At 60.6% G+C, this 16,161-nt stretch carries 13 protein-coding genes; 5 read left to right on the top strand and 8 right to left on the bottom strand.

Annotated elements, in window-relative coordinates:
* Positions 1-78: 78 nt before the first annotated feature.
* The 4 genes from MLD24_RS01550 to MLD24_RS01535 form a co-directional block, all read right to left on the bottom strand.
* Positions 79-1,548: a DUF5666 domain-containing protein gene (locus MLD24_RS01550; RefSeq protein WP_248163320.1), complete on the bottom strand. Its 1,470-nt coding sequence runs from the start codon at positions 1,546-1,548 to the stop codon at positions 79-81.
* A gap of 282 nt (positions 1,549-1,830) precedes the next feature.
* A complete protein-coding gene (locus MLD24_RS01545) occupies positions 1,831-2,169 on the bottom strand; it encodes a chaperone modulator CbpM (protein ID WP_227174495.1) in 339 nt (112 codons plus the stop codon).
* A 13-nt stretch (positions 2,170-2,182) separates the two neighbouring features.
* Positions 2,183-3,130 carry a DnaJ C-terminal domain-containing protein gene (locus tag MLD24_RS01540; RefSeq protein WP_248163319.1) on the bottom strand — a complete coding sequence of 316 codons (948 nt, stop codon included), beginning with the start codon at positions 3,128-3,130 and terminating at the stop codon, positions 2,183-2,185.
* A gap of 117 nt (positions 3,131-3,247) precedes the next feature.
* Positions 3,248-4,060, bottom strand: coding sequence for an AraC family transcriptional regulator (locus MLD24_RS01535; RefSeq protein ID WP_248163318.1), 813 nt, complete (start codon positions 4,058-4,060; stop codon positions 3,248-3,250).
* Positions 4,061-4,223: 163 nt separating this feature from the next.
* On the opposite strand from MLD24_RS01535, the gene lhpI reads away from it, so the two are divergent.
* The 3 genes from lhpI (at position 4,224) to MLD24_RS01520 (ending at position 7,997) form a co-directional block, all read left to right on the top strand.
* Positions 4,224-5,189 (top strand): bifunctional Delta(1)-pyrroline-2-carboxylate/Delta(1)-piperideine-2-carboxylate reductase, encoded by a 966-nt coding sequence (gene lhpI / locus MLD24_RS01530; RefSeq protein WP_248163317.1) that lies wholly within the window; start codon positions 4,224-4,226, stop codon positions 5,187-5,189.
* Positions 5,190-5,270: 81 nt separating this feature from the next.
* Complete coding sequence (nhaC, locus tag MLD24_RS01525) at positions 5,271-6,746, top strand: Na+/H+ antiporter NhaC (protein ID WP_227174487.1); 1,476 nt, start codon at positions 5,271-5,273, stop codon at positions 6,744-6,746.
* A gap of 3 nt (positions 6,747-6,749) precedes the next feature.
* Positions 6,750-7,997: an NAD(P)/FAD-dependent oxidoreductase gene (locus MLD24_RS01520; protein WP_248163316.1), complete on the top strand. Its 1,248-nt coding sequence runs from the start codon at positions 6,750-6,752 to the stop codon at positions 7,995-7,997.
* A gap of 179 nt (positions 7,998-8,176) precedes the next feature.
* On the opposite strand, the gene fba is transcribed toward MLD24_RS01520, so the two are convergent.
* The 4 genes from fba to tkt all read right to left on the bottom strand — a co-directional run bounded on the left by fba (position 8,177) and on the right by tkt (position 13,580).
* A complete protein-coding gene (gene fba / locus MLD24_RS01515) occupies positions 8,177-9,241 on the bottom strand; it encodes a class II fructose-bisphosphate aldolase (protein ID WP_248163315.1) in 1,065 nt (354 codons plus the stop codon).
* Positions 9,242-9,351: 110 nt separating this feature from the next.
* On the bottom strand, positions 9,352-10,512 hold the full coding sequence (locus tag MLD24_RS01510) for a phosphoglycerate kinase (protein ID WP_248163314.1): 1,161 nt from the start codon (positions 10,510-10,512) through the stop codon (positions 9,352-9,354).
* Positions 10,513-10,548: 36 nt separating this feature from the next.
* Positions 10,549-11,580, bottom strand: coding sequence for a type I glyceraldehyde-3-phosphate dehydrogenase (gene gap, locus MLD24_RS01505; protein WP_248163313.1), 1,032 nt, complete (start codon positions 11,578-11,580; stop codon positions 10,549-10,551).
* Complete coding sequence (tkt, locus tag MLD24_RS01500) at positions 11,580-13,580, bottom strand: transketolase (protein ID WP_248163312.1); 2,001 nt, start codon at positions 13,578-13,580, stop codon at positions 11,580-11,582. Before tkt ends, gap begins: the two co-directional genes overlap by 1 nt.
* A 210-nt stretch (positions 13,581-13,790) precedes the next feature.
* Here tkt and MLD24_RS01495 point away from each other — a divergent pair, with 210 nt between their 5' ends.
* Together MLD24_RS01495 and metK are read left to right on the top strand one after the other, a co-directional pair.
* On the top strand, positions 13,791-14,795 hold the full coding sequence (locus MLD24_RS01495) for a metalloregulator ArsR/SmtB family transcription factor (protein ID WP_227174475.1): 1,005 nt from the start codon (positions 13,791-13,793) through the stop codon (positions 14,793-14,795).
* Positions 14,796-14,930: 135 nt separating this feature from the next.
* Positions 14,931-16,121: a methionine adenosyltransferase gene (metK, locus tag MLD24_RS01490; protein ID WP_227174473.1), complete on the top strand. Its 1,191-nt coding sequence runs from the start codon at positions 14,931-14,933 to the stop codon at positions 16,119-16,121.
* The last annotated feature ends 40 nt before the right edge of the window (positions 16,122-16,161 follow it).

Genomic DNA, 16,161 nt, shown 5'->3' with positions numbered 1-16,161 from the left:
TAACACCAGAAAGCAGGCCGGTAACTGCGAAGGAAAACACAGCACCGACCCTACTTCCATTCATCAGAGTTGAGGGCGTCAGTCCTCAATACCGGCGATTGCCTCAACCTCAAGCAGTTTGTACTGCCCGCCTTCCGTTGGCACGTACTCAGCCTCGACTTTCTGACCCGCTTCGATATCAGAGATATCGACATCACCAGCCAGGAGTTCGACACTCAATACCGTAATGGAGGTTTCCGTCGCGTCAGTGACGCGCCCCTGCAGCTCAAAGGGCTCCTGATCGTCATCGTCATCCGCTGATTCACGCTCAAGCTTGAACACTTCCAGGTAGCCAACGCCGTCAGACTCACGCTGAAAGCCGGAAATCTCCACCAGGTCTCCTACTGCCAGCTCATCAATCTTGAGCCGGTCCTGAGCGTCATCCTCGTCGTTCTCCAGCAGAGAGCCCGAGGAGATCAGAGCCGTTACGCCGCCTACATCGATGGTATTGGTGCTGAGATCGATACCGACAATGACGCCCTCAACTTCGGCATCCACCGTTTTCAGCTCAATCTCTTCGGCCAGCAACACACCACCACTCACCTGTCCTTCTACCGAAACCCGAACACCATTGGTTAGCAACTCTTCCTGAGCCCCATCTTCAAACTCCGTTGCATCGGACACCTGAACGGTGAAGCCATTCAGCATGAACCGTCGGTTGGCGACATCGTACTCACCCATCACCGGCCCGGACAATTCAAGGTCATCGCCTTCCTCGCCAGCCAGATAATCACCTTGACGCTCAATTTCCTTGGCAACAAATACGCCATTTTCTTTCAGCGTACCCTCAACCTCGATCAACATGCCGTTACTGAGCTCTGTTTCATCAAGGTCGTCATCGAACTGCGCCAGGTCGTAGCTTACCGGCTGATCATTGATGTTGAAGGTTTCCGCAAGCTGATCCAGATTGGAAATCTTCCCTTCCAGTTCAACGTCCTGATGCTCGTCGAAAATGGCCTCAAGCTGGGCGGCACCTACAAAGGATGCACGGAAATTCCCTTCCTGCTGGTACCAGCCGCTGATGCGCACCTGGAAAGCTTCCGGCGTTGCTTCCAGCTCTTCCACAGAGGCTCCCTTGAACACCGTCTGAGCATCGACCAGAACCGTCTGCCCCAGGACCTTCAGTTCACCGGTGCGCTGCTCGCTGTCCCAGGACGCCGTCGTCAATGGGCCACGTAGCAGATCGTCGTAGAAGATCTCGTAAGCCTCACCCTGGCCAGTCTCCTTCCAACTGCCATTGACCCGCAGAACCATGCCTTTCTCGAGCTGCTCCTCGCGATCAATACCATCATCACTGGTGACGACGCCGTCGGTGTCAAAACGTACGCCATTAACGTACACACTGCCAAAACCGGAAACGGGACCGACACTGTTACCAATCGCATCCCATTCCCCGGGCTGATCCGTGCCCGATTTATCATCGCTGTCGCTGCCACAGGCAACCAGGGTCGTTACCGCCATCGTGACCAGGGTTGCCCGCACAGCTCCAGCAAGGGCTTTACGCCTCATAGTTATCTCCTTGATTAAGCCAACTCGTTATCTTTCATTTGGCCCGAATTTCTGAGATTCAGGTCCATTACCACGCTCGATTCTCGTTTTGGGATATTTTTCCCTGAAACTTGGATTGGGATTTTATTCCCATTTTTTTGGTTGTCTACACTGCATGTCCCCAATGGCGACGCAAAGCTCGCAAAAACAGAACCTAACGCATTGTTATTGCTGAATTTATAGACAGAAAATAATTTTGTTACGAATTAGTAATCTTTGATTGATTGCTCACCATACTCACAATCACTCCCCCATCAACTGCCTGACACGCTGATTCAGCCGCTCCACTTCCCGCCGCAGCTCGTTGACGTCGTCCAGTAAATCCAGCGACATGGCCAGGCCCGGAAGATTGAGTTTCAGGTCCCGCTGCAGACGCTGAGCCTTCTGCAGGCGGGCCAGCGAAGGCAGGTCGAAACGCCACTCGGTGACCTGCCCCTCAGCCAGTGGCGAGATCACGCCATAGCTCACCAGCTTGACCACAAACTCCGCATGCACATCGCCGCGCTCGCAAAGTTCCCGCAGGCTGAAGGTTGCCTGCTGCTCCAGCAGCTCGACCTCGATATTGGGTTGCTGTCGTTCCATCACTCTCTCCAGCTCACACGCCCATGCGTTCACGTGGGTTGAAGGCTTTTTCCGCCTTCGCCAACTGCTGATACAGTGCTTCGGCCTCATCGCTGTGCTGTTCCGGCATCACCACCTGCAGCACCACGATCTGGTCGCCGGGGTGCTTGCCCGGCAACCCCTTGCCCTTGAGGCGGAGCTTGCGACCACTGGAAGATCCCCGCGGTACGTTGACGCTGACCCGGCCACCAACGGTTGGCACGGTGATGCTGCCCCCCAGGGCGGCCTCCCAGGGGGTGACCGGAACCGTCACCAGGACATCCCGGCCTTCGACACTGAACATCGGGTGGGGCGCCAGCGAGATTTCGATAAACAGATCGCCATGCTCGCCACCGTTCTGGCCGGGTGAGCCCTGCCCCTTCAGGCGCATATGCTGGCCCTCTCGCAGTCCGGCGGGCACTTTGACGTTGAGGGTTTTCTGGCGGGCACGGAGGCGTCCCTGGTCGTCCACTTCATGGACGGTGAAACGAACCTGTTTGTCGCAGCCGTGATAGGCCTCTTCCAGAAACAACGCGAGACGGGCGTGGACATCCTCTCCACGCCGACGCGCCTGGTAACCCGGTCCGGTCCCAAAACCGCCGGCACGGCCAAAGATGGATTCGAAGAAGTCGCTGAACTGGCGGGCATCGGCCTCGGTATAGCCTCCGCCGGCGAACCCCGAGCTGCTTTCCCAGCCGGGTGGCGGTGTAAACTCGCCGCCGCGATCGCGGTAGGCGCGAAGCTGGTCATACTCTGCCCGTTTCTCCGGGTCCTTGAGCACTTCGTAGGCTTCGCCAATGTCCTTGAAGCGGTTGTCGGCATCGGCCTCGGTGCTGACGTCGGGGTGATACTTCCGTGCCAGCTTCCGGTAGGCCTTCTTGATCTCCTCGGGCGAGGCCGACTCACCCACCCCGAGAGCGGCGTAGTAGTCCTTGAAGTCCATGATTCCTCTCACACCAAAGCGGTCAGAACGGGCAGCGCTCAACGCCACCCTCTGATAACAAATATTTGGTGATTCGAGGAAATTTACAAGACAGGAACGATCAATTATTGATCGATATCAGACAGCGGACAGACCCGGCTGTTGCTGGCGGAAACGGCTGGGAGACACACCACAGCAACGCTGGAAGGCCCGGGAGAAACTGGCGGTATCGGCAAAGCCGAGATCAAGGGCAATCACCCCAACGGGTTTCTGGCTCAGCTTCAGCCAGTGGCGAGCCCATTCCATCCGTCGGCTCATGATGTACTGCTGGGGCGTTGCCTCAAATTCCATCACAAAAAGCCGATGCAGGCGGCTCACACTCATGTTGAGCAGGTGGGCAAGTTGGCGATTATCCAAAGGCTCGGCGATGCGCTGATCAATGAGCCGGTTCAGTAGCGCCGGGCTGAGCAGCTGCCTTCGCGACGCATGCTCAGGTGACTGCTCCAGCGTCTGATAGATCTGGGCAATCAGCATCAGGGCCCACTGCTGGGCCAGCACCTGCCCGCTGTCACCCGTCGTGGTCGGGTGCCCCAGTTGCCAGGCAGCGTGAGCCACCAGCGAGCGAATCGACGGTGACATATCCAGAAAGCGGGGGCTGTTGAACAGATGATCGTTAAGCGCCCGGTCGGCGGTGGACTCAAACAATTGAACCGCCGGATCGTCGAACTGGATATCAATCACCAGCAGTTCGCTGTCCTCCCCCTTACCTTCATAGCCGTGACTGGCATCTCCCGGCACCAGCACCATCTTGTCGGGACCGACCCCCTGACCGTTGCTGTCAAACTCGCACTCGGTGACGCCGCGACACCCCAGCAGCAACTGGGGGAAATCGTGGCGGTGTTCGCCGCTGGTGCGGGCGATCCGATTCTTTCGAAGCAGGGTCTGCCCCATGGTTATCGACCTGTAACTGCCGGCCCGGTCCCTGGACGCTGATGCATTCGCGACACTCAGACAACGAGTGTGGATTCTGAAACAAAGGCATCCGGGAAACCCCAGATAGACTCGATCACATAGCGAGGTGTTTCACCCCGATGACAACTTACAGGAGAATTGCATGTATCTCTCAGCCGATCAAGTTGCCGCGTGTTTGCCCTGGGAAGACCTGATCAATGCCCTCGATGAGGCGTTTACCCGCGACATCGTCGTACCCATCCGCCACCACCACCACATTCATGTGGGTGACGACCCGGACGCCACCCTGCTGCTGATGCCCGCCTGGATCGAGAACGAGTACGTTGGCGTTAAACAGGTCAACGTATTTCCCGGCAACAACAAACGCCAGATTCCCGGCCTTACCAGTCACTACCTGCTGAGCTGCGGCCGTACCGGCCATCACCTGGCGGAAATGGACGGTAATACCATCACCGCCCGGCGCACCGCGGCCGCCTCGGCCCTGGCCTCCCGCTACCTGTCACGTCCGGATGCCAAAACCCTGCTGATGGTGGGTAGCGGACGGATGGCCACTCACCTGATCCCGGCCCACCTGGCCGTGCGGGATATTGAACGGGTGCTGGTGTGGGGAATTGACGACAACTCGGTGGCTAACTGCATCAATACCCTGGCCGCCGAAGGCATCACCTGCGAACAGGTCGCCGTGGACGGGCTCGCCGAAGCGGTGGCGCAGGCCGATATTGTCAGTTGCGCCACCCTCGCCAATCACCCGCTGATCCAGGGCGACTGGCTCCGGCCCGGCACCCACCTGGACCTGGTGGGCAGCTTCACACCGGCAATGCGCGAAGCCGACAACGCCGTCATGACCCGCGGCAGCGTCTTTGTCGACACCCGCGCTGGCGCGCTCAAGGAAACCGGTGACCTGATTGACCCGATCCGAGAGGGCGCCATCACTGAGCAGGACGTTCTGGCAGAGTTCCGCGACCTCTGCGGCGGCCACCATGCCGGGCGTGCCGGGCTGCCGTCAGCCGTCGAGGCCATCACTGTGTTCAAATCCGTCGGCACCTCGGAAGAGGATCTTGCCGCGGCCATCCTGGCCTACCGCCAGGCGACACACCACGCAGCATGAATCGGTTCGCTGGCGCTCCCTCCGCGCCGGCGTCACCATAAGCGCTGTGCCATAACAACAATGCACCCTGAGGACCGCACCATGTCGGATACCAACACCCCAACGGTCGCCATGCCCGCCCTCCCGATTGCCCTGATTCCCATCGTGCTCACGATCGGGCTGCTGGGGATACAGATCTTCTACTACGACGACTTTACTCCCCACATTCCACTGGCCATTGGCTTCGCCATCACTGCAATCGTTGGCTGGGCCCAGGGCTACCGCTGGAAGGACATCGAAGGCGGCGCCTTCCACGTGCTTCATGTCGCTATGCCTTCGATCGCCACCCTGATCATCGTTGGCATGCTGGTCGGGACCTGGCTGGCCAGCGGTACGGTACCGCTGCTGATTCACGTCGGCCTTGAGCTGATCGATCCCTCCTGGTTCCTCGCTGCCACCATGCTGATGTGTTCACTGATTTCGCTGTCGATCGGCTCATCCTGGACCACCGTCGGCACCATTGGTCTGGCGCTGATCGGCATCGGCAATGCGTTTGGTGTGCCCATCTACTGGACCGCCGGCGCCGTGGTATCCGGCGCCTTCTTTGGTGACAAAATCTCGCCTCTGTCAGACACCACCAACCTGGCACCGGCCGTGACCGAAACCAATATCTTCGAGCACATCCGCAACATGCTCCCGACCACCATTCCGGCCATGCTGATCGCGCTGGTGATCTATTACGTGGTTGGTGGTTCCACCGAAACCTCTGGTGACTCCCTGGCACGCATTGCTGCCATTCAGGAAGGGCTGAGCGCCAACTTCGACTTCGGGTTCTGGCAGGCGCTACCGCTGCTGGTGGTGATCGTGATGGCCTTTCTGCGCATTTCACCGATTCCGGCCCTGTTCACCGGCGCCGTGCTCGGTGGCGTCGTCGCGGTTCTGGATCAGGGAGCCGGCATCCATGACGCGCTGACCTTCGCCCATGCGGGCTACAGCATTGATACCGGTGATGACGCCCTCAACAGCCTGCTCAACCGAGGGGGTGTGACCTCCATGACCTGGGTGGTCACGCTGATGATGTTTGCCCTGGCCTTCGGCGGCGCCCTCGAGCGCACCCGCTGCCTGGAATCGGTGGTAGCCGCCATCATGCAGGTCATTACCCGGTTCCGTGGGCTGCAGACCAGCGCCATCCTCACCTCCATCGCCACCAACATTGTCTCCGGCGATGTGTACCTGTCCATCGCCCTGCCTGGCCGGATGTACAAGCCCGCCTACGACAAGCTGGGCTACTCCCGGCTGAACCTGTCGCGGGCGATTGAGGAAGGTGGCACGCTGGTGTCCCCGCTGGTGCCCTGGAATGCCGGTGGTGCCTTTGTGATGGGCGCACTGGGACTGACGGTGGTCAACGGCGACCTGTCTGCCCTGCTCTATATTCCGCTGGCCTTTGCCTGCTGGCTCTCACCACTGTTCGGCATTCTTTACGCCCAACTGGGCTGGTTTTCCAAGCGCGCCGAAACCACTGAGAGTGAGAGCAATGCCTCCGGTCCCGGCCTGATTGGCGAGCAGCAGGAAGCCTGAGCCATGAATCAGCCATGTGAAACCGTTGTTGTGGGAGCCGGCGTGGTGGGCCTGAGCATCGCCATCGCCCTGCAGCAGCGGGGCCGCCAGGTCACCCTGCTTGACCGGAGTCGCCCGGGTGAAGGTGCGTCCTTCGGCAACGCCGGTTTTCTTGCCACAGAACTGAACGACCCGCTGGCCACCCCTGACACACTCAAAGCGGCGCCGCTGCTGTGGGCCAATCCTCGCGGCCCGGTGTCACTGCCACTGGCACACTGGCCGCAGATCACGCCCTGGTTATGGCGGTTCGTGAAAGCTGCCAGTCCCAGGCAGGTGCAGGTGGGACAGCAAGGGCTTCGGGCACTGAACCAGTCAGCCCTGGGCGCCTGGCAACGGCTGCTGCGGCGGCTGGACCTGATCGACGAACTGGTGCCGTCCGGCTACCTGCAGGTCTGGGAGGCGGAGCACGCCGGGAGCCAGGCCGAGCAGCAGGCGGAGAAGCTGGCCGGCTGGGGCATTGACAGCACCGTGCTGTCAGCCGCCGGGGTTGCCGAGCTGGAGCCAGGGCTGAATGAGCGGGTACGTCACGGCCTGTTGCTACCCGCGTCGCACCAGGTACGAGATCCCTACCATCTGGTGCAGCGGCTGTTCGAACGCTTCATGGAGGCGGATGGACGCTTCCAGCAAACCCAGGTCATCAGCGTCCGAGGCGGACAGATGGCGGCACAGGCGGTCACCGAACAGGGCGCGGTGGATGCACACCAGCTGGTCATTGCCTGCGGTGCGTGGAGCCGACAACTGCTTAAATCCACCGGTGTCGATGTCCCGCTTCAGGCGGAACGAGGATACCACCTGACATTGCCCCGGGCCGGCAGCGTTCTCCGCCGCCCGGTGGGATCGGCGGACCGCCATGTGGTGATGACGCCAATGAGCTGCGGCCTGCGGGTGGTCGGCATGTCTGAGCTCGGCGGGCTCGATCAGCCGCCGATCGAGCAGCGCTTCGATACCCTGCGCCATCATGCCAGCGCCCTGCTGGCCGATGCGGAGCCGGTCACCCAGGATCACACCACCTGGATGGGCTATCGCCCCACCCTGCCGGACTCGTTGCCGGTGATCGACCAGCACCCGCAACAACCTTCGGTATATGCGGCGTTCGGTCACCAGCATCTGGGACTGACCCAGGCCGCCATCACCTCGGAGTTGCTGGCCGCCCGGATGACCCAACAGGACACCCGGATAGACCTCACGCCTTATCGCATCAACCGGTTTTAACGAGCTTCTGACTTAACCCCAAGGCCCGATTCCCTTCGTCCATTCCTCTGGACTCCCGGTGCCCCGGCACCTTCGCCCGCCCACCCGGCGGGCTTTTTTTTGGGGGAGCCTCTGATTAACCATGAAAAAGGGCGGCCCGAAGGCCGCCCCAGATGATTACATGCGCAGTGCGGTGTGGATCAGTTGACCTTCGGGTCCAGCTCACCGGCTTCGTAGCGCTGGAACATGACTTCCAGATCCATCGCCTTGATCTTGCTGGCATTGCCGGCAGTGCCGAAGGCTTCGTAACGGTCCACGCAGATATCCGTCATCGCCTTCATGGATTCCTTGAGGTATTTGCGCGGATCAAACTCGGCGGTGTTGTTTGCCAGGAAGCGACGGATGGCACCGGTACTGGCCAGGCGCAGGTCAGTATCGATGTTGACCTTGCGAACACCGTGCTTGATGCCTTCAACAATTTCTTCCACTGGCACGCCGTAGGTTTCCGGAATCTCGCCACCAAACTCGTTGATGATCGCCAGCCAGTCCTGGGGCACGGAACTGGAGCCGTGCATCACCAGGTGGGTGTCCGGAATGCGCTTGTGGATGGCCTTGATCTGGTCAATCGCCAGGATGTCACCGGTAGGCGGACGGGTGAACTTGTAGGCGCCGTGGCTGGTACCGATGGCAATGGCCAGGGCGTCAACGTGGGTTTTCTTGACGAAATCCGCCGCCTCTTCCGGATCAGTAAGCATCTGCTCGTGGCTGAGGGTACCTTCGGCACCAATGCCGTCTTCCTCACCGGCCTGACCGGTCTCCAGGGAGCCCAGACAACCCAGCTCGCCCTCAACCGAGACACCACAGGCGTGGGCCATTTCCACGGTACGGCGGGTAACGTTTACGTTGTACTCGTAGGAGGTCGGGGTCTTGCCGTCCTCACCCAGGGAGCCGTCCATCATCACCGAGCTGAAGCCCAGTTGGATGGAGCGTTGGCAGACCGCCGGACTGGTGCCGTGATCCTGGTGCATGACCACCGGGATATGGGGGAACTCTTCCACCGCCGCCAGGATCAGGTGGCGCAGGAACGGCGCACCGGCATACTTGCGGGCACCGGCAGAGGCCTGCACGATCACCGGGGAATCGGTCTTGTCCGCCGCTTCCATGATCGCACGCATCTGCTCCAGGTTATTGACGTTGAACGCGGGCACACCGTAGCCATACTCAGCCGCGTGGTCCAGCAACTGGCGCATCGAAATCAGGGCCATGGGATCTATCTCCTCAAATTCTGTGAATTCTGCTTAAAACGAAAAAAGCCCGGGGCCTTTCCCAGGCTTCCGACTCGGGAGCGGCGGCCATCCACAACCGCCGGCATTCCTCAAGCGCCGCGTTCTTCCAATACCGCAACCGCCGGCAGCACCTTACCTTCCACAAACTCCAAGAAGGCTCCGCCACCGGTGGAAATATAGGAAATCTTGTCAGCCACACCGTACTTGTCAACGGCCGCCACGGTGTCACCACCGCCCGCCAGCGAGAAGGCATCGCTCTGTGCGATGGCATCGGCGAGGGCTTTGGTACCGTTACCGAACTGATCAAACTCAAACACACCTACCGGGCCATTCCACAGAATGGTCCTGGCCGAAGTCAGCAGCTCAGCGAACTGGGCGGCAGTCTGCGGGCCCACATCCAGAATCATGTCGCCCTCGGCCACTTCGTCAATGGACTTGGTCGTCGCCTCAGCGGTCTCAGCAAATTCACTGGCCACCACCACATCGCTCGGCAGCGGGATGTTGACCTTGCTGGCGATCGCTTTGGCTGTATCAACCAGGTCGTGTTCGCACAGCGACTTGCCCACCGGGTGGCCGGCAGCGGCCAGGAAGGTGTTGGCAATGCCGCCACCAACGATCAGTTGATCGCAGATCTCGGACAGGGCATTCAGCACGTCCAGCTTGGTCGACACCTTGGAGCCACCGACAATGGCCACCACCGGCTTGGCCGGATTATCCAACGCCTTGCCAAGAGCCTCCAGCTCGGCCGCCAGCAGCGGACCGGCGCAGGCTTCCGGGGCAAACCGGGCAACGCCATGGGTGGAAGCCTGAGCACGATGGGCGGTGCCAAAGGCATCCATCACATACACGTCGCAAAGCGCGGCGTACTGCCTGGCCAGGGCTTCGTCGTCTTTTTTCTCGCCCTTGTTGAAACGGACGTTCTCGAACAGCACCACCTCACCATCGGCAACATCAACGCCATTCAGGTAATCCGCGGCCAGACGTACGTCCTGACCCAGCAGACCGGACAGGTGCTCCGCCACCGGCTGCATGGACGCGGCCTGATCAAAAACACCTTCCTCCGGTCGGCCCAGGTGAGACATCAGCATGACCTTGGCGCCAGCGTCCAAAGCCGCCTTGATGGTCGGCAGTGAAGCGCGGATCCGGGCATCACTGGTCACCTTGCCGTCCTTGACGGGCACGTTCAGGTCTTCCCGGATCAGTACGCGCTTACCAGCGAGATCCAGATCGGTCATTTTTTTGATGGCCATAGGGTCGTCTCTTCAAAAATGTTAAGTAGGTTGGGTTCAGTTCAGTTGCAGCCAGCTTCGGCTGACGTCCAGCATCCGGTTGGCAAAGCCCCACTCGTTATCAAACCAGCACAGCACCTTCACCATGCGGCCGCCGGTCACCCGGGTCTGGCCGCCATCCACCACGCCGGAGTGGGCGTCGTGGTTGAAATCGGAGCTCGCCAGCAGCTCGTCGGTGTAGCCCAGGATGCCTTTCAGCGGTCCACCCGCCACCTGCTGCAGCAGGGCGTTTACCTCCGCCACCGAGGTTTCCCGACGCACATTCAGGGTCATATCGATGGCGGACACGTTGGTGGTCGGTACCCGCATGGCCACAGCGCTGAAACGGCCTTTCATCTGCGGCAACAGACGCTCGATCCCCCGCGCCAGGCCAGTATCCACCGGCACAATGTTCTGCAATGCACTGCGGGTCCGGCGCAGGTCGTGATGATGGTAGGCGTCGATAACCGGCTGATCGTTCATTGCCGCGTGAATCGTCGTGGTAACGCCCTGCTCCACCCCCAAAGCCTCATCCAGCACCCGGATGACCGGCACGATGCAGTTGGTGGTGCACGACGCGTTGGAAACGATTCGATCCGCCGAAGATAGTGAGTGCTCATTAACCCCAAACACTACCGTGCGATCGACATCGGCTTCCGCGGGTTGTGAAAACAGCAGCCGACGGGCTCCCGCCGCCAGGTGCTGTTCAGCGGTCGCGCGGTCGGAGAACGAGCCGGAGCACTCCAGCACCAGATCGATGTCCAGATCACCCCAGGGCAGCCCTTCCGGACTGGTGCCCCGCAATACGGCGATGGGATCACCATTGACCAGCAAGCGCTCGGCCTCCACAGTCACCTCCCCACGAAACCGCCCGTGGGTGGAGTCGTACTTGGTGAGGTGGGCGATGGTGTCGATGTCCGACAGCTCATTGATCGCGACCACCTGCAGCTGGTCGCGAAAGCCGTTTTCGTACAACGCTCGCAGCACGCATTGCCCGATCCGGCCGTAGCCGTTGAGGGCAATGCGATAGGGACGGCCCGGACTGTTCATCAGGCTTCCAGCAGCTCCCCTGCCACCGCCAGCACGTTGTCGACGGTAAAACCGAATTCCTTGAACAGCTCACCCGCCGGGGCGGATTCACCGAAGGAGCTCATGCCCACCACGCGACCATCCAGACCGACGTACTTGTACCAGTAGTCCTCAATAGCCGCCTCAATGGCGATACGGTTGGTCACTTCCAGCGGCAGCACCTGCTGCTTGTAATCGGCACTCTGGGCATCGAACACGTCGGTGGACGGCATGGACACCACCCGCACCCGCGAGCCTCGCTCACGCAGCTGGGCCGCAGCGTCCTGGGCCAGCGCCACTTCGGAACCGGTGGCAATCAGGATCAGATCCGGGGTGCCGTCGCTGTCAGACAGCACGTAGCCACCGCGGGCGACGTTGGCCAACTGTTCGGCACTGCGGTCCTGGTGTGGCAGGCCCTGACGGGAGAACACCATCGCTGTCGGGCCATCCTGGCGCTCGATCGCGGCTTTCCAGGCCACTGCGGATTCCACCGCATCCGCCGGACGCCAGGTGCTCATGTTCGGAGTGGTGCGCAGACTCGCCAGCTGCTCAATAGGCTGGTGGGTCGGGCCATCTTCACCCAGACCAATGGAGTCGTGAGTGAACACATAGATGGCGCGCTGTTTCATCAGTGCCGCCATCCGCACCGCATTACGGGCGTACTCCATGAAGATCAGGAACGTCGCACCGTAAGGAACGAAGCCACCGTGCAGGGCGATGCCGTTCATAATCGCGGACATCCCGAACTCACGAACGCCGTAATAGATGTAGTTGCCACTGGCGTCTTCACGGCTCAGCCCCTTGGCGCCGTCCCACAGCGTCAGGTTGGAGCCGGCCAGATCCGCCGAGCCACCCATGAATTCCGGCAGCAACGGACCAAAGGCATTCAGAGCATTCTGCGAGGCCTTGCGGCTGGCGATGGTTTCGCCCTTATCCTGAATCTGCTGGATGTAGGCCTGGGCCTGGTCAGCAAAGTCTGCCGGCAACTCGCCCGCCATGCGACGCTGGAACTCGGCAGCCAGCTCAGGCTCCGCCTGCTGGTAGGCTGCGAAGGCATCGTTCCAGGCCTGCTCGGCGGCAGAGCCCTTCTCGCGACCGTCCCAGGCCTGATAGATGTCGTCAGGCACTTCAAACGCGCCATGATTCCAGCCCAGGTTCTCACGGGCCAGGGCGATCTCATCCTCGCCCAGTGGCGCGCCGTGGCAGCTTTCAGTGCCCTGCTTGTTGGGGGAGCCGAAACCGATCACGGTCTTGCAGCAGATCAGGGTCGGCTGCTCAGTGTTGGCGCGGGCCTGCTCGATGGCGCTGCGTACGGCCTCGGCATCGTGGCCGTCCACCGCCGGGATGACCTGCCAGCCATAGGACTCGAAACGCTGCGGGGTGTTGTCAGTGAACCAGCCGTCCACTTCACCGTCGATGGAAATGCCGTTGTCGTCGTAGAAGAAGACCAGTTTGCCCAGCCCAAGGGTGCCCGCCAGCGAGCAGACTTCGTGGGAGATGCCCTCCATCAGGCAGCCGTCGCCCAGGAACGCATAAGTGTAGTGGTCAACAATGTTGTGACCGGGACGGTTGAACTGGGCAGCCATGGCCTTCTCGGCGATGGCGAAGCCAACCGCATTGGCAATGCCCTGACCCAGCGGCCCCGTGGTGGTCTCAACACCCGGCGTGTAACCGTACTCGGGGTGACCCGGCGTCTTGGAATGCAGCTGACGGAAGTTCTGGAGATCGTCAATGGAGAGATCGTAGCCGGTCAGGTGAAGCAGTGAGTACACCAGCATCGAGCCGTGGCCATTGGACATGACGAAGCGGTCACGGTTGGCCCACTCCGGATTGGCCGGGTTGTGGCTCAGGTACTCGTTCCACAGCACCTCGGCGATATCCGCCATACCCATGGGCGCACCCGGGTGGCCGGACTTGGCTTTCTGAACCGCATCCATGCTCAGCGCGCGAATGGCGTTGGCGAGATCTTGGCGAGACGGCATTGACTGTTCTCCACTGGCTTCAGGAAAAGAAAAGATTTAGGGGGTACAAAAACTGGCGCGTATTTTCGCCGATTAGGCACCGTTGGGGCAAATCGGATAGACAAGCGGTCATCCTGCCGGATTCCGCCCCTGCCGCGGCGCATAAATCTATATCAAAATATTTTGATATGACTGTTGATTAACCAGCCATGCCTCCCTAAACTGCCAGCCATGACCAACAACGCCCCCACCCCCAGCATTGAATCGACGAGCCTCGATTCCCTGGCGCCGATCTTCAAGGCCAGCGGCGACCCCCTGCGCCTGGAAATCCTGCGGGTGCTGCGACGGGACACCTTTGGCGTAATGGAGCTCAGCCAACTGTTCGACATGCGCCAATCCGGCATGAGCCATCACCTCAAGGTGATGAACAAGGCCGGTCTGCTGGAGCCCCAGCGGGAGGGCAACGCCATCTTTTACCGCCGGCCACTGAACCTAGACAGCGACAAACTCGCCGACCAGACCATCCGGCAGATTTTCGACATGGTGGATCAGGTACCGATGCCGGAACACCTGCAGGACCGGATTGAAGCCATTCGCCTGCAACGGGCCAATCAGTCCCAGGCGTTCTTTTCCCGGCATGCCGCCCAATTCCGGGAACAACAGGAGCTGATTGCCGCCTTCGAGCTGTACGCTGAACCAACAGCGGAGCTGATCCGCCAGCGCGCCAGTCGTCAGGGCTGGCACACCGCGCTGGAGATCGGTCCTGGCGAGGGAGGCTTTCTCAATGTGCTGGCCGCGCTCTGTGAACAGGTGGTGGCGCTGGACAACTCCCGCGACATGCTGGCAAAGGCCACCCGGACCTGCATCGACGAGCGGCTGAACAACGTCGACCTGATTGAAGGGGTGACCGACACCCTGCTGGCCCGCGGCGACGCGTTCGACCTGGTGGTCGCCAATATGGTGCTGCATCACGTTCCCAGCCCGGCGGACATCTTTCTCGATGCCGCCGCCCTGATGAACAATGGCGGCTGCTTTGTGGTCAGCGACCTGTGCAGCCACGATCAGGACTGGGCCAAGGAAAACTGCGGCGACCTCTGGCTGGGGTTTGAGCCGGAAGAACTCACTGCCTGGGCCGACGATGCCGGCCTGGTGAGTGGCGAGTCACTGTTCATTGGTCTGCGCAACGGCTTCCAGGTACAGGTACGGGAATTCTGGAAATCCATCGGCAGCAGTTAACAATTCGAACTTTTTACGAGCAATATCAATTTTTTTTGATATACAATGCAATCCCTGACACAACGGTATTCCGGCGCCGATCACGGCCGGCAGACGCTTAACAGCTTATTCAGCTCATAACAGGAGCCAAAAACAATGTCTGATTACAGCATCTTTACCTCTGAATCGGTCTCTGAAGGCCATCCGGACAAGCTGGCTGACCAGATCTCCGACGCCGTTCTGGATACCATTCTCGAAAGCGACCCCCATGCCCGGGTTGCCTGCGAAACCCTGGTAAAAACCGGTGTTGCCATTGTTGGTGGCGAAATCACCACCTCGGCCTGGGTCGACCTGGAAGATCTGGTGCGCTCGGTCATCAAGGACATCGGCTACACCTCTTCCGACGTTGGCTTTGACGGCGACACCTGCGGTGTTATCAACATCATCGGCAAACAGTCCGTCGACATCGCCCAGGGCGTTGATCGTCAGAAACCGGAAGACCAGGGCGCCGGCGACCAGGGCCTGATGTTCGGCTACGCCAGCAATGAAACCGACGTGCTGATGCCCGCCCCTATCTGCTACGCCCACCGTCTGGTGGAACGTCAGGCCGAGGCCCGCAAAAGCGGCCTGCTGCCCTGGCTGCGCCCGGACGCCAAGAGTCAGGTAACCTGCCGCTACGAAAACGGTATTGTGACCGGCATTGACGCGGTGGTTCTGTCCACCCAGCACGATGAAGACGTCAGCCAGGCCGATCTCAAAGAAGCGGTCATGGAACTGATCGTCAAGCACGTGATCCCGGCGGAGCTGCTGCACGCCGACACCCAGTTCCACATCAACCCGACCGGCAAGTTCGTGATCGGCGGCCCGGTGGGCGACTGTGGCCTGACCGGCCGCAAGATCATTGTCGACACCTACGGTGGCATGGCCCGTCATGGCGGCGGCGCCTTCTCCGGTAAAGACCCGTCCAAGGTTGACCGCTCGGCAGCCTATGCCGGCCGCTACGTAGCCAAAAACCTGGTGGCCGCCGGTCTTGCTGACAAGTGCGAGATCCAGGTGTCCTACGCCATCGGCGTGGCGGAACCGACCTCCATCTCCGTCAACACCTTCGGTACCGGCAAGATCAGCGACGACAAGATCATTACCCTGGTCCGCGAACACTTCGACCTGCGTCCGTATGCCATCACCCGCATGCTGGACCTGCTGCACCCGATGTACCGGGCAACAGCGGCTTACGGACACTTCGGTCGTGATCCCTACGAAATGACCGTGAACGGCGACACCTTCACCGCCTTCCCCTGGGAAAAAACCGACAAGGCGGCGGCATTGAAGGACGCAGCCGGGATCTGATCCTCAGAATTAACCCAGTCGGCCTGTCACTTTGACGGTG

Source organism: Marinobacter xestospongiae, assembly GCF_023156385.1.
Taxonomy (GTDB): Bacteria; Pseudomonadota; Gammaproteobacteria; order Pseudomonadales; family Oleiphilaceae; genus Marinobacter; species Marinobacter xestospongiae.
Note: the sequence above shows the minus strand (reverse complement) of the source record. Positions and strands in the feature narration are given on the sequence as shown.